Source organism: Mesorhizobium sp. B2-6-2 (assembly GCF_006440615.1).
Lineage (GTDB): Bacteria > Pseudomonadota > Alphaproteobacteria > Rhizobiales > Rhizobiaceae > Mesorhizobium.
Genome location: NZ_VFUG01000001.1, coordinates 1,039,645 through 1,052,943, shown reverse-complemented (window position 1 = coordinate 1,052,943; position 13,299 = coordinate 1,039,645). Strand labels below are relative to the sequence as shown.

General features: G+C 59.7%; 12 protein-coding genes and 1 pseudogene. 11 read left to right on the top strand and 2 right to left on the bottom strand.

The annotated features are described in order from the left end of the window. Nucleotides 1–440: 440 nt before the first annotated feature. The 3 genes and pseudogenes from FJ419_RS05040 to FJ419_RS05030 all read left to right on the top strand — a co-directional run bounded on the left by FJ419_RS05040 (nucleotide 441) and on the right by FJ419_RS05030 (nucleotide 4,095). A pseudogene (locus FJ419_RS05040) lies at nucleotides 441–1,834 on the top strand (dicarboxylate/amino acid:cation symporter). 194 nt (nucleotides 1,835–2,028) lie between these two features. After that, nucleotides 2,029–3,093 carry a LacI family DNA-binding transcriptional regulator gene (locus FJ419_RS05035; protein ID WP_064993576.1) on the top strand — a complete coding sequence of 355 codons (1,065 nt, stop codon included), beginning with the start codon at nucleotides 2,029–2,031 and terminating at the stop codon, nucleotides 3,091–3,093. 162 nt (nucleotides 3,094–3,255) lie between these two features. Continuing rightward, entirely contained in the window at nucleotides 3,256–4,095 is an 840-nt protein-coding gene (locus FJ419_RS05030; protein ID WP_064993577.1) for a TIM barrel protein, read from the top strand. A gap of 14 nt (nucleotides 4,096–4,109) precedes the next feature. Here FJ419_RS05030 and FJ419_RS05025 read toward each other — a convergent pair whose 3' ends face one another. After that, the gene (locus tag FJ419_RS05025) at nucleotides 4,110–5,027 is read right to left on the bottom strand and encodes a LysR family transcriptional regulator (RefSeq protein ID WP_064993553.1); all 918 of its coding nucleotides are present in this window, start codon (nucleotides 5,025–5,027) and stop codon (nucleotides 4,110–4,112) included. A 157-nt stretch (nucleotides 5,028–5,184) separates the two neighbouring features. Here FJ419_RS05025 and FJ419_RS05020 point away from each other — a divergent pair, with 157 nt between their 5' ends. The 5 genes from FJ419_RS05020 to FJ419_RS30685 all read left to right on the top strand — a co-directional run bounded on the left by FJ419_RS05020 (nucleotide 5,185) and on the right by FJ419_RS30685 (nucleotide 9,234). Next, a complete protein-coding gene (locus FJ419_RS05020; protein ID WP_064993554.1) occupies nucleotides 5,185–5,775 on the top strand; it encodes a NodA family N-acyltransferase in 591 nt (196 codons plus the stop codon). A gap of 213 nt (nucleotides 5,776–5,988) precedes the next feature. After that, nucleotides 5,989–6,270, top strand: coding sequence for an acyl carrier protein (locus FJ419_RS05015; protein WP_064993555.1), 282 nt, complete (start codon nucleotides 5,989–5,991; stop codon nucleotides 6,268–6,270). Then, nucleotides 6,271–7,479: a beta-ketoacyl-[acyl-carrier-protein] synthase family protein gene (locus FJ419_RS05010; RefSeq protein WP_064993556.1), complete on the top strand. Its 1,209-nt coding sequence runs from the start codon at nucleotides 6,271–6,273 to the stop codon at nucleotides 7,477–7,479. It begins immediately after the preceding gene. Nucleotides 7,480–7,764: 285 nt separating this feature from the next. Next, nucleotides 7,765–8,502 carry a 3-oxoacyl-[acyl-carrier-protein] reductase gene (fabG, locus tag FJ419_RS05005; protein ID WP_064993557.1) on the top strand — a complete coding sequence of 246 codons (738 nt, stop codon included), beginning with the start codon at nucleotides 7,765–7,767 and terminating at the stop codon, nucleotides 8,500–8,502. Between the two features lie 234 nt (nucleotides 8,503–8,736). Then, entirely contained in the window at nucleotides 8,737–9,234 is a 498-nt protein-coding gene (locus FJ419_RS30685) for a hypothetical protein (RefSeq protein WP_064993558.1), read from the top strand. Here the strand turns inward: FJ419_RS30685 and FJ419_RS04995 are convergent. Continuing rightward, nucleotides 9,222–10,205: a LysR family transcriptional regulator gene (locus FJ419_RS04995; protein ID WP_064993559.1), complete on the bottom strand. Its 984-nt coding sequence runs from the start codon at nucleotides 10,203–10,205 to the stop codon at nucleotides 9,222–9,224. The two genes, FJ419_RS30685 and FJ419_RS04995, sit on opposite strands and share 13 nt — an antisense overlap. 299 nt (nucleotides 10,206–10,504) lie before the next feature. Between FJ419_RS04995 and FJ419_RS04990 the strand changes: the two genes are divergently transcribed. From FJ419_RS04990 to nodC, 3 genes are read left to right on the top strand one after another with little or no spacing between them, the layout of a single operon-like run. Next, nucleotides 10,505–11,095, top strand: coding sequence for a NodA family N-acyltransferase (locus tag FJ419_RS04990; protein WP_064993560.1), 591 nt, complete (start codon nucleotides 10,505–10,507; stop codon nucleotides 11,093–11,095). After that, entirely contained in the window at nucleotides 11,092–11,733 is a 642-nt protein-coding gene (gene nodB / locus FJ419_RS04985) for a chitooligosaccharide deacetylase NodB (RefSeq protein ID WP_064993561.1), read from the top strand. Before FJ419_RS04990 ends, nodB begins: the two co-directional genes overlap by 4 nt. A gap of 14 nt (nucleotides 11,734–11,747) precedes the next feature. Next, a complete protein-coding gene (nodC, locus tag FJ419_RS04980) occupies nucleotides 11,748–13,100 on the top strand; it encodes a chitooligosaccharide synthase NodC (protein ID WP_064993562.1) in 1,353 nt (450 codons plus the stop codon). The last annotated feature ends 199 nt before the right edge of the window (nucleotides 13,101–13,299 follow it).

The window sequence follows — 13,299 nt, the reverse complement described above, 5'->3', positions numbered from 1 at the left end:
CTCTGCTTCGGCGGGAGCGCGGCCAGAGCACGCTCGTGTAGGTGATCCTCCACTCCGGTGGCGGTCGGTCGCAAATACGACAAGGAAGCGGGGACATCGGGGCGCCAGAGACACAACCGGCGGCCGCTCTGCCAGGCAAAGCAATTACTGCACGGCGCCCTGTCAATCCTCTTTCTTCTACCGGACCGTATTGCTTCGACGCGGCACAATGCCGAGCCTAAGTGCGGGATTTCGCCCAGGATCAGGCAGCCAGTGCGGAAACCCGCACAAACCTCGGGGACACCGGGTGACCGAGCGTCTGAACATGCACGATTGGGCGCGGGATTTCCACTTGGCACGACGCTTGCAGCCGAAACGACAGCAGCGCTCGACCGGAGCGCCGCGATGGAGAAGCGCGGGAAGGGAGGAGGCCCACCCCGATCCGGTCAGGGAGAGAAAAGCTGTTGGCTCCACCGATTCGAAGCGCCGGTCCCCCAGCCCGCAAGGCCTTCTACGCCCAACTGTACGTGCAGGTGCTTACCGCCATCGCCCTCGGTGTCGCAGTCGGCTATTTGTATCCGGGCACCGGAGAGGCTCTGAAGCCGCTGGGCGATGCTTTCATCAAGCTCGTGAAGATGATTATCGCACCTGTGATCTTTCTAACCGTAACGACCGGCATTGCGGGCATGAACGATCTCAAGAAGGTCGGCCGGGTCGCCGGCAAGGCGATGATCTATTTCCTCACCTTCTCGAGCCTCGCATTGATCGTCGGTCTCATTGTCGCCAATGTCGTTCAACCCGGCTCTGGCCTCGATATCGATCCGGCCTCGCTCGATGGCCAGGCCGTGCAGGGCTATGTGGCCAAGGTCCACGATCAGTCGGTGACCGGCTTCCTCATGAACATCATCCCGTCAACTATCGTTGGTGCCTTCGCCGAAGGCAACATCCTGCAGGTCCTGTTCTTCTCGATTCTGTTCGGCAGCGCTCTGGCGATGGCCGGAGACACCGGCAAGCCTGTGCTTTCCTTGCTTCAAGCGCTACTCGCGCCGGTGTTCAAGCTGGTCGGCATCCTGATGCAGGCCGCGCCCGTCGGCGCTTTCGGCGCCATGGCCTTCACAATCGGCAAATATGGCATCGGTTCAGTGGCCAACCTCGCCATGCTGGTCGCGACGTTCTATTTCACCGCATTCGTCTTCGTGTTCGGGATTCTTGGCGCGGTGTGCCGATACAACGGTTTCTCAATCTTTTCTCTCGTGCGATACATCAAGGAAGAGCTGCTGCTGGTCCTGGCAACGTCCTCCTCGGAGGCTGCGCTGCCCTCGCTCATGGAGAAAATGGAGAAGGCAGGCGCCAAGCGTTCCGTCGTGGGTCTCGTCATCCCGACGGGATATTCCTTCAATCTGGACGGTACCAATATCTATATGACGCTTGCCGCCCTCTTCATCGCCCAGGCAACGAACACGCATTTGTCGGTTGCCGATCAGATTCTCCTGTTGGTCGTCGCGATGCTTTCCTCGAAGGGTGCCGCAGGTATTACGGGGGCTGGCTTCGTCACGTTGGCCGCCACGCTTTCCGTAATACCAACTGTTCCCGTTGCTGGGATGGCTCTGATCCTTGGTGTGGACCGCTTCATGTCCGAATGCCGAGCGCTGACGAATGTAGTGGGTAACGCGGTGGCTGCGCTCGTCGTCGCCCGCTGGGAAGGCGAATTGGACGAAGCGCGCATGAAAGCCGCCTTCTGCGGGAGCTTGCCGAGAGACTAAACCGGCCACCCCGCCCCAGCAAGATTGCTGCAGCGCGACCAATCAAGTCGCCGCGCTGTCATCAGCACGAAACAATCGGCTCGCGGCTCTAAACAGCGCGTCGCGAGACACAAGATCAGAAGCGCCAATGCGGTGAATCAAGAAACATGGATGCCTTACGCAAACGAAACCGAGAGCGACGAATGCTCGGTTGCTCCTTGAGCGCTGTTCATTGGATAGGTTGCCGATCGTGGAGCATGTCGAAATCTTCACGTTGCCGCCCGGAACCGTCGCCGGGACCGGGCCGATGACACAGGGACAGCCGATCAGAATTGGCGCGACGGCCAAGCGCCCCACAATTGCCGATCTCGCCCGCGAAGCCGGAGTGAGCGTAGCAACGGTCGATCGCGTCCTGAACGATCGTCTTCCGGTGCGGGAGCGGACCGCGCGGCTGGTCAATGAAGCCGCCCACGCGATCGGCTATCATGCGGCGGGTCTCATCAAACAGCGCTTGCAACGGGACCTGCCGCAGTACCGGCTAGGCTTCATCCTGAGAAAGCCGGCCCAGCATTTCTACCAAGATTTCGCGCGCGAGGTCGAAGCAGCGGTTACTTCGGCCGAGACCTTCCATGGCACTCCGGTTATCGAATTCGCGCCTTCGCATTCGCCCGGGGAGCTGGCGGCTAGCCTCAGGAATCTTGGTAGGCGCTGTCACGCGATCGGCATGGTGGCGCCAGACCACCCTAAGATCACGGCGGCAGTCGAGGAGCTCAAGGCAAAAGGCATCCCGGTTTTCTCGCTGCTTTCTGACTTCGCCGCTGGCGCGCGCGAGGGCTACGTAGGTCTCAACAACCACAGGGTCGGGCGCACGGCAGCTTGGATGTTCTCCAAAGCCGCTAAACGGCCTGGCAAAGTGGCGGTGTTTGTCGGCAGCCACCGTTTCCAGAGTCATGAGCTGCGGGAAAGCGGCTTCCGCTCCTATTTCCGTGAGAACGAGCCAGCATTCGAGGTGCTCGATACGCTCTTGAACTTTGAGAAACGACAGATCACTTACGAGGCGCTACTGCATCTTATGCAGCGGGAACCTGAGCTCGTCGGGTTCTACGTGGCCGGCGGTGGCATGGAGGGTGCCATCTCCGCGCTCCGGGACGAGTGCAACGGTCAGGATCTCGTCGTGATCGTGAATGAAATCACGCCGGAGTCACGGGCGGCTCTCGCGGATGACATCGTCACGATGGCGCTCGCCACGCCACTGCGCCGACTTTGCCAGGAGCTGATGCTGCTGATGGACCGCGCCCTCAAGAACGGCACGGCGGAGACATCGGGCCAGACATTTCTGCCGTTCGATATCTATGTGCCGGAGAATATCTGAATGATGTGATTCTATCAGTGCGTGCCAATTTTCTATCATAAATGCAAGAATCGCTCGATTGACTAGCCTGCTCCAATCAGCTTTGTGCATCCGCCTGCGGTGGGGCGCGCGGAGAAGCCAGACAAGACTGGCGCCGCACTTTTTGAAGGAAAAGCCAAGCCCATGCGCCAGGTATCTCCCCGCTTTGCGCTGGAAGACATGGCGGCGCCTTCTGTCGACGTCAGTGCAATTTTCGCAATTGCGCGTGATCAGGGCCTGACCGATGTTCAAATCCGTGACCATCGTTTCAGCAATCCTGTTGCACGCGCCATTCCGGCTGCTGAGGTCCGCTCGGCCGCTACCGAAGCCGGCGTCACGATAATTTCGATGAACGCTTTGCAGCGCTTCGACGACTGGACTGCCATCCGCCGGGCGGAGGCGAGCAAGCTGGCCGACTACGCTGCGGCGTGCGGGGCCAAGACGGTCGTGCTGGTGCCAGTCAACCACGGCTCGCGCGCCAGCGCTGGCGAGCGCCATGACTGTCTCCGCCTCGCTCTAAACGCGCTCAAGCCGGTCCTCCAATCGCGCGGCCTTGTCGGCCTGATTGAGCCGCTGGGCTTTCGAACCTGCTCGCTCCGATCAAAGAAGGAAGCGGTCGAGGCGATTGCCGCGGTTGACGGCCAGACCGTGTTTCGCCTGATGCACGATACGTTCCACCACACGCTCGCCGGCGAGGCCTCCTTGTTTGGCGAGCTTACCGGACTGGCGCACATTTCAGGCGTGAACGACCCGATGTTCTGGATTTGCCCGGATCGCCTTCTTGGAGGTTCTGACAATGCCAGTCAGATCCAGGCGCTGCTTGACCATGGCTATGCGGGACCCTTCTCGTTCGAACTGGTAGAGGAAGTGTGCACGATTGACGAGCTCGCTGGCGCGCTTGCCGCCAGTATTGATTTCATCCAGCGCGTGCTGTCGACGCGAAAGCAGTTGGTCGAAGAGGTAGAAAGCGAAATGGACGTGTAAAGCCTCGCGTGTTGTCACAGCGGAACAGCCATGCGAGCTGCCTCCTGCATCATTACCTCGCGCATCCAGACGCTTGCCGGATCGGTATTATGGAGTGCTGGCCATTGGACCGCTTCGGTGAAAGCAGGAAGCGGCAGCGGAAGTTCCACAATCTGAAGGGGGAAGGTTTTTTCGAAGTGCTTAACCAGCCGGAAGGGCATGGTCGCAATACGAGCCGTGCCGGACACCATGGGTGGGATCATGCTGAAGCCCTGCACGGCCACCTCGACACGTCTTTTAAGACCATGCTCGAGTAAGAACCATTCCTCGACGGACGGCATCAGCGAACGTCCGAACCTGACCGAGACGTGCCTCATCGACAGGTATCTCTCGAATGTAAGTTGCCGTCTCAGCTGCCTGTTCGTGGGACAGCCGACGCATACGAGCCTCTCGTCGAACAAGGCCACGCTCGAATGCGCGCTCGACGTGAACAAATCTGGAAGAACTACAAAATCGACGTCGCCGCGCCCGAGGAGCTCATCGGGGCTATCGTTGACAGGCAGCAATTCGAAACTGACGGCGGGGGCTTCCCGGGCAACACGCTCCACGACTTTCTCAAAAAAAACGAGCGTGGCGAAATCGGAAATAGTGATCCTGAAGCGACGATCGGATCGAGCCGGGTCAAACGGATCGGAAGAAATAATCGTACGCTGGATGTGCAGCAGAGCGTCGCGAACTGCGGGGCCAAGTGCTGCCGCACGTGACGTCAGAATACGTTCGCGGCCGTTCATGCTGAACAGTTCATCGCCGAAAAAATCGCGCAGTCGGGCGACGGCCGCACTCATCGCCGGCTGACTGAGATTGATCCGGCGTGCCGCCGCCGAGAGATTGCGCTCGGCCAGCAATGCGTCCAGCACGACGAGAAGATTGAGATCAAGCCCCCTGAAACGCATTTCTGCGGCTATCCATAGAGTGGATACCTTCCATCGAAACAAAGGATTTTATCATTGTGCTGAAATCTCGCATGGACAAACACCTGACGCACCGATCACCGCTGCCTCTATGCCGTGATGAGCGTCTTAAGGACAACCCGAAAGGAGAAATTCTTCCATGCGCTCTGCCGTGCAGTGGAGGTTATGCTGGGAAAATAGCTTGCAAGTGGCCGACCATGTCGAGCTCTCCGATTTCTTCCGAAAGATCTATGGACGAAACGGGGTCTTCGGCGCAAAGCCATTCGAAGGTGGCCGCAGTTGGGCCGGCGCAAGACCCGAACTCCGCCTTATTGCCAGCGACCCTGAGGGCGTAGCGGCACACATCGGAATACTGCGCCGCTTCATCAAGGTTGGCGACGTCGATGTTCTTGTGGCTGAGTTGGGCCTGTATGGCGTTCGTCAGGATCTTGAGAAGCTCGGAATCAGCTTTTCTATGCGCGCCGTATATCCCGTCCTGCAGCAGATGGGGGTTCCCTTCGCTTTCGGCACGGTTCGGCACGCCATGCGTAACCATGTTGAGAGGTACTGCAGAGAGGGCATAGCCACCATTGTGCCAGGCGTCCGGGTCCGTTCGAGCCGCGCAAATGTGCATCACGACCTGCCGTCCACGCGCCTGGATGACGTACTCGTGTTGGTATCGCCAATTGGACGCTCCATGGACGAATGGCCCTCCGGCACGCTGATCGACCGCAACGGTCCGGAGCTGTGAAGCTTCGGGGCTGCATATCCGTCCCGAGTGGCTACGGCCTCCCAGCAAGATTCTTCGCCATCGCGGCCTGCGCCGCAGGCCAGCCGGACTTATCCGGCTCCATGGGCGTTAAGCTTCTTCAGTTGCAGAAGTTTGATGGCTGGTTCCCCGATGCGCGCGGCTCAAGGAGTTATGTCGCGCCACGTAAAAACAAGCTGAAATGGAAAGAGACAAATGTCTGATCAACTTATAACGGAAGTCATTGAGATAATCAGGAAGCGCATCGAATCGGAGAACGCCGAGGGAACGACTGCAGCATCCGTCGGCGAAATAACCACTGCGAACGAAGTGACTGCGCTCGGGATCGATTCACTGGGGTTGGCGGACGTGCTCTGGGATCTCGAGCAGGCGTACGGCATCAAGATCGAGATGAACTCGGCCGATGCGTGGTCTGATCTCCAAACTGTCGGGGACATGGTGGAAGCCATCCGCGGCTTGCTCAACAAGGCGGCTTGAATGGATCGCCGGGTCGTCATCACTGGACTGGGCGGGCTGTGCGGGCTGGGCACCGATGTCGGGTCCATCTGGAAAGGCATGCGCGAGGGCCGATCGGCCATCGGTCCCATTGTCAATGCACAGCTTCACGGACTGGAGGGCGCGATCGGCGCCGAGATCAAGACGCTGCCTGAGCACGACATTGAGCCTCGGCAGCTGCTCTCCATGGGACGTTTCAGCCTGCTTGCCGTGCTTGCAGCACGCGAAGCCATGCGACAGTCCGGACTCTCCTGCGATGAAGGCAATGCCCATCGCTTTGGCGCAATAGTGGGTGCCGGCTTCGGCGGCTTCGATGCGACCGAGAAAGGCTACCGCGACGTCCTTTTGGGGGGAGCGTCCCGCGTTGAACTGTTCTCGGGAGTAAAGGCGATGCCGAGCGCGGCTGCGTGCCAGGTCAGCATGAGCCTCGGCCTTCGCGGGCCGGTCTTCGCCGTCACCACCGCCTGTGCATCGGGCAATCATGCGATTGCCTCGGCCGTAGACCAGATCAAGTATGGCCGGGCCGACGTGATGCTTGCGGGAGGCAGCGACGCGGCGTTCGTGTACATGATGATGAAGGCATGGGAAGCCATGCGCGTGCTCGCTCCGGACACTTGCCGGCCCTTCTCCGCGGACCGGAAGGGAGTGGTGCTGGGCGAAGGTGCGGGCATGGCCGTACTGGAAAGCTATGAGCATGCTACCGCCCGGGGTGCAAAGATTCTTGCCGAGGTCGCGGGCATCGGTCTGTCTGCCGATGCCTCCCACATCGCCGCGCCGGCAGTTCACGGGCCGGAAGGCGCGATGCGCGCCTGCCTTGCCGATGCGAAACTGAATCCAGAGGACGTCGAGTACCTGAACGCGCACGGCACCGGCACCAAGGCCAACGATCAAATCGAAACGGCGGCGATCAAGCGAGTCTTCGGTGAGCATGCTCATTCGATGTCCGTCTCTTCCACCAAATCCACCCACGGTCACTGCCTAGGTGCAGCCAGCGCGATTGAAATGATCGCCTGTGTGATGGCGATTCAGGAGGGCGTGGTACCTCCGACCGCCAACTATCGCGAGCCAGACCCCGATTGCGATCTCGATGTCACGCCCAACGTGCCGCGCGAGCGTAAGGTGCGTGTGGCCATGAGCAACGCGTTTGCCATGGGGGGCACGAACGCAGTTCTAGCGTTCAAGCACGTATAGTGAGCGTCCATGTCGCCGCAAAGTCCTTCCGCGAGCCTTGCTAGACAGTCTGAACGCTCTCCCAGTGTCCACCAGTCAGCTCCAGGTGGTCAGATCGGTCGAGCCGCGTCTGGTCGTGCGGCCGATGCCGCCGCAACCCAATTGGTGCGTGAACTCACCAAGGCCGTTTGGCTGGATAAAATATTACGTCGCCGCGGATCGGGAGCGCCCAGGAAGCCATCCATCGAGCCGAGACTTCCGGCAGGCGAAACCGAATTCGCCGGCCTGAAGAGAAGAGGACAAGATATGTTCGAATTGAAGGGCCGCAAGGCGCTCGTCACCGGGGCATCGGGAGGCATCGGCGAGGCGATAGCCAGGATACTGCATGCGCAGGGCGCCATTGTCGGCCTGCATGGTACGCGCATCGAAAAGCTGGAGACGCTGGCCAACGAACTGGGCGACCGGGTCAAGCTGTTTCCGGCCAACCTGTCGAACCGCGACGAGGTCAAGGCGCTTGGCCAGAAGACGGAGGCCGATCTCGAAGGGGTTGACATCCTGGTCAACAATGCCGGCATCACCAAGGACGGCCTGTTCGTGCGCATGTCGGACGCCGATTGGGACTCAGTGCTCGAGGTCAACCTGACCGCCGTTTTCCGGCTGACCCGGGAACTGACCCACCCGATGATGCGCCGCCGCCACGGCCGCATCATCAACATCACTTCAGTTTCGGGTATCACCGGTAATTCGGGCCAGACCAACTACTCAGCTTCCAAGGCCGGCATGATCGGTTTCTCCAAGTCTCTGGCGCAGGAGATCGCCACCCGCAACATCACCGTCAACTGCGTCGCCCCGGGCTTCATCGAATCGGCCATGACCGACAAGCTCAACGACAAGCAGAAAGAGGCGATTATGGCGGCGATCCCGACCCGGCGGATGGGCACCAGCGCTGAAGTCGCGTCCGCGGTTGCCTACCTCGCCTCCGATGAAGCAGCCTACGTCAGCGGCCAGACCGTCCACGTCAATGGCGGCATGGCCATGATCTGAGCACGGGTAACCGGAGCCTACCTTGTCGTAGGCATCGCGCGACAGGTCTCACCGCCGGGGTTTGCAGGGCATGTGCTGCTGCATGCGGATCAAACGTCCGCGGCGCTTGTCGTAAACGGTTCATCCCGCAGCCCGGCCACGGCTGCACCCATGGCCGTGCGATGAGTTTGATACGCGTGCCGCGGAAGCGCAACAGGGGTCTCAAAGCCAGGCGCAGGCCTTTCCAGGGTCGTCATGGCGACCAAGATCCTTGCGCTCACCGATCCGCTCGGCACTTGTGTGCTTCGTCCCCCGTCAGGAGGCCGCTTCGATACGGGGTTTCGCCCGCGCATCGAGGGCGTCGCCTTCGGCGATCCGATCGCCGACACGGGGTTCAACATCAACACCATCATTGCCGATCTGAACGAGCGCGGCGCCAGGATCGCAATCCAGCACGATCCGAGGCGCGCCTTGCCGCCGCCTCTCGATCTGGAAGCGTCATCTGATCGAGAACTTCTTCTGCACCCAAGCGTATGGCAGGACAACTCCAACCAGAGCTTCGAAGCGAGCATCGACCGCAACCCTGGCATAACCCACGATGGGCCTCAGACCAAGGCCAGCCAAGATGCGAACCGGATGAGGTACCGACCAGAGACATGCACTTCGAGCTCCGCTCCTCGCTCCGGGCGTCTCACAGTCTGCAAGCGCAACACCTGCCGATCAGCTGACGATCTGTCGCCTCAGGCAACATGAGTGTGGGCGGTAACGGCCGACACAAATCCAGGAGCGCTGGGGGCCTCGCGTGGATTCGCAGGAGTAGCAAGTCGGGATGCTTCCTGCACCATTATCTCCCGCATCCAGATGCTGGCTGGATCACCGTTGTGGTTGGCCAGCCATTGGACGGCTTCGGTGAAAACGGGAAGCGGCAGTGGAAGTTCGACGACCTTAAGGGGGAACGTTCTTTCGAAGTGCTTAACCAGCCGGAAGGGCACGGACGAAATACGAGCTGTGCCGGACACCATTGGCGGCACCATGCTGAAGCCCTGCACCTCGACTTCGACACGTCTTTTTAGGCCGTGCTCGAGCAAGAACAGTTCCTCGATAGAGGGCTTGCGCCAACGTCCGAACCTGACGCAGACGTGCCTCATCGACAGGTATCTCTCAAATGTAAGCTGCCGTGGCAGCTGCTTGTTGGCGGCACAGCCCACGCATACCAGCTTCTCATCGAAAAGCGCCACGCTTGGAAACGCGCCCGACATGAACATATTCGGAAGAATTACAAAGTCGATGTCGCCGCGCCGGAGGAGCTCGTCTGGGTAGTCATCGAGTGGCAGCAATTCGAACGTGACGGCGGGGGCTTCACGAGCGACACGCTCCACGACTTTTTCAAAAAAAACGAGCGTGGCGAAATCGGAAATAATGATCCTAAAGCGTCGATCGGATCGAGCCGGGTCAAACGGATCCGAAGAAATAATCGAGGACTGGATACGCAGGAGAGCGTCGCGGACTGCGGGGGCAAGTGCAATCGCTCGTGCGGTCAGGATGCGCTCTCGACCGTTCATACTGAACAGTTCATCACCGAAAAAGTCGCGCAGCCGGGCGACAGCCGCACTCATGGCCGGCTGGCTTAGGTTTATGCGGCGTGCCGCCGCCGAGAGAGTGCGCTCGGCCAGCAATGCGTCCAGCACAACGAGAAGGTTGAGATCAAGCCCCTTGAAACGCATGCGTGCGGCTATCCATAGAGTGGATACCTTTCATCGAAACAAACGATTTTACCAGTTTTGCTGAACGTCGCATAGGGACCTCACAAGAGATGTAAGCAAGCCCTAAAGGAACTTGATGCTTGCGTGGGTGCCGGACAGCATTTCTGGCGTACGCCTTCCGGTGTCGACCGGATCGCATGTCCAGTGCGGCTAAAGTTCACCGGTGACCTGCGAAAGCCATATCGCGCCGGCTCGACGCGACAAGCTCCCCGTCATTAGGCGCTTACCTCAGGAAAACAGGAACGGACAGAGGTCTTTCCATGCGCTCTGAAGTGCAGTGGAGGTTGTGTTGGGAAAACGAGTTGCAACTGCATGAGCATGTCGAGCTGTCAGACTTCTTGCACAAAACCTATGGAGGGACTGGCACCTTCTCCGCAATGCGATTCGAAGGCGGCCGCAGTTGGTTCGGCGCGAGGCCAGAGTTCCGCGCAATTGGTAGGGACACGCACGGTGTAGCGGCACATCTCGGTCTACTGCGCCGGTTCATCAAAGTTGGCGAAATCGACGTGCTGGTGGCCGAACTCGGATTGTACGGGGTGCGTAGGGATCTTGAGGGCCTCGGCATCAGCTTGTCCCTGCGCAGTCTGTATCCGGCGCTGCAGCAGATGGGCGTTCCATTCGCTTTCGGCCAGGTTCGGCACGAAATGCGAAATCACATCCAGAGGCTCTGCAAGGTGGGGCTTGGGAAGATTGTGCCGGACGTTCGCATCCGCTCGACCCTGGCAGACATGCATCCCGACCTGCCGCCCACGCGCTTGGAGGACGATCTCCTCTTTGTCTCGCCGATTGGGCGGTCGATTGACGAGTGGCCGTCCGGCACCTTCATCGAGCGGAACGGTCCGGAGCTATGAAACATCTGGACCGCATATGTGAAATGTCCAGTCACTGCGCAGACGGCACCCAAGAGCGCAGCGTCTATCTCACGTTTGACGACGGTCCCGATCCCGTTTGGACACCGGAGGTCCTCGACGTGCTGGCGCAACACCGGACACCGGCGACATTCTTCCTGATCGGTGACGCGGCTGTAGACCGGCCGGAGCTTGTCCGGCGAATTATTGCGGATGGGCATGAAGTGGCCAATCACACGATGACTCATCGCGACCTGTCCAGATGCGAACCCGGCGAAGTTGAACGTGAAATAGTTGAGGCGAACAGCGCCATCAGGATGGCGTGCCCCCAAGCTGCGCTGCGGTACTTTCGTGCGCCCTATGGGAGCTGGACCGAAGAAGCTCTCAAAGTCTCGGCGAGCACTGGATTGGCACCCCTGCATTGGTCAGTCGATCCGCGAGACTGGTCTCGCCCCGGCGCGGACTTGATTGTCGATGCAGTTCTCGCCGGGGTCCGCCCGGGCGCGATTGTGCTCCTTCACGACGGGTGTGACTGCTCTCGAAGGAATCCACGCGACCAGACCGTTATGGCGCTGTCCCGCCTGATCCCAGCGCTGCACGACCGCGGATTCACAGTCCGACCCCTTCCTCAACATCATTGAACAAACGAGATCCTATGGACCCGCTTACCACAGCCAGTACCGTCGCCGTTTCGTGTTACGCGCTGCTCTCGACCGTTTATAAAGGCATGCAAGCGGTTTATGCGCAGCCGGGACACGTTGCCTCAAGCTCGGACGACTTGCTCGCCTTCGACCTTTGGCCGAGCGTGGATGTCATTATCCCCTGCTACAACGAGGAGCCGCGCACACTTTCGGCCTGTCTGGCTTCGGTTGCAAACCAGGAATACGCCGGAAAGCTGCACGTCTATGTGGTTGATGACGGTTCTGGAAATCGCAACGCCCTCATGCCGGTGCATCACGCCTACGTAGACGACCCCAGATTCACCTTTATTCAGCTCCCCCACAACGTCGGCAAACGTAAAGCACAGATCGCCGCGATCCGTGGTTCGTCTGGAGATTTCGTGCTCAGCGTCGACTCTGACACGACTCTCGAGCCCGACGTGATCGCGAAACTTACCGCAAGGATGCGGGATCCAGCGATCGGCGCCGCCATGGGCCAGCTGACGGCATCCAACCGGAGCGACACTTGGTTGACCCGGTTAATTGACATGGAGTACTGGCTCGCTTGCAACGAGGAACGGGCAGCGCAGGCCCGCTTTGGTGCGGTCATGTGCTGTTGCGGCCCCTGTGCAATGTACCGCCGCTCTTGTCTGATGTCGCTGCTGGATCAATACGAAACTCAGCTGTTTAGGGGCAAACCTAGCGACTTCGGCGAGGACCGCCATCTTACCATCCTGATGCTGAAAGCAGGCTTTCGGACCGAGTACGTTCCGGACGCCATCGCGGCGACAGTCGTTCCGGACAAGATGGGACCCTATCTGCGCCAACAACTACGCTGGGCACGAAGCACTTTCCGCGACACGCTGCTGGCACTGCGCCTGTTGCCGGGCCTCGATCGCTACCTCACGTTGGACGTGATTGGACAGAATCTCGGTCCATTGTTGCTCGCGGTCGCTGTACTCGCCGGGCTCGCAGAGCTCGCATTGGCAAATACGGTGCCTTGGCCAACGGCAATCATCATTGCCGGCATGACGATCATTCGATGCACCGTGATAGCTTTGCGTGCACGCCAAGTCCGGTTCTTCGGCTTTTCTCTGCACACGTTCATCAACATCTTTCTCCTACTTCCCTTGAAAGCTTATGCGTTGTGCACCTTGAGCAACAGTGATTGGCTGTCGCGCAAAAATGCCATCCAGCCCCATGGGAGCAAGAAGCCGATCATCGTCGCAAACCCGATCACCAGGGCAAATGGTACAGGCAGTCCGGGAATTGCCGGCTCGAATCGTACTGATCGTTCGCGCGATTCTGCACAGCTGGTTGAGCCTGGCGTTCTTCACAGCTCCGACTGAGCACTTGGGTAGAGAATACGTCGTGAGCTTAGGCATACATCAACGATCAGACCGAGAACCAGCCGAAAGCGACTGTAGCCTTCGACCCTTTTTTGCGCGGCTGCTACAATCGCTTTCTCTCATTCCTCAAGGACCAGCACAGGTACCAGCTGCTCTGGACCAGAACCTCGAAAGTAAGCTGCCGGCCGGCCGATTGGCC

Bases quoted from the DNA above. Each gene is read 5' to 3' on its own strand.
- FJ419_RS05035 (WP_064993576.1), top strand. From the start codon at position 2,029: ATGACACAGGGACAGCCGATCAGAATTGGCGCGACGGCCAAGCGCCCC.
- FJ419_RS05030 (WP_064993577.1), top strand. From the start codon at position 3,256: ATGCGCCAGGTATCTCCCCGCTTTGCGCTGGAAGACATGGCGGCGCCT.
- FJ419_RS05025 (WP_064993553.1), bottom strand. From the start codon at position 5,027: ATGCGTTTCAGGGGGCTTGATCTCAATCTTCTCGTCGTGCTGGACGCA.
- FJ419_RS05020 (WP_064993554.1), top strand. From the start codon at position 5,185: ATGCGCTCTGCCGTGCAGTGGAGGTTATGCTGGGAAAATAGCTTGCAA.
- FJ419_RS05015 (WP_064993555.1), top strand. From the start codon at position 5,989: ATGTCTGATCAACTTATAACGGAAGTCATTGAGATAATCAGGAAGCGC.
- FJ419_RS05010 (WP_064993556.1), top strand. From the start codon at position 6,271: ATGGATCGCCGGGTCGTCATCACTGGACTGGGCGGGCTGTGCGGGCTG.
- fabG (WP_064993557.1), top strand. From the start codon at position 7,765: ATGTTCGAATTGAAGGGCCGCAAGGCGCTCGTCACCGGGGCATCGGGA.
- FJ419_RS30685 (WP_064993558.1), top strand. From the start codon at position 8,737: ATGGCGACCAAGATCCTTGCGCTCACCGATCCGCTCGGCACTTGTGTG.
- FJ419_RS04995 (WP_064993559.1), bottom strand. From the start codon at position 10,205: ATGCGTTTCAAGGGGCTTGATCTCAACCTTCTCGTTGTGCTGGACGCA.
- FJ419_RS04990 (WP_064993560.1), top strand. From the start codon at position 10,505: ATGCGCTCTGAAGTGCAGTGGAGGTTGTGTTGGGAAAACGAGTTGCAA.
- nodB (WP_064993561.1), top strand. From the start codon at position 11,092: ATGAAACATCTGGACCGCATATGTGAAATGTCCAGTCACTGCGCAGAC.
- nodC (WP_064993562.1), top strand. From the start codon at position 11,748: ATGGACCCGCTTACCACAGCCAGTACCGTCGCCGTTTCGTGTTACGCG.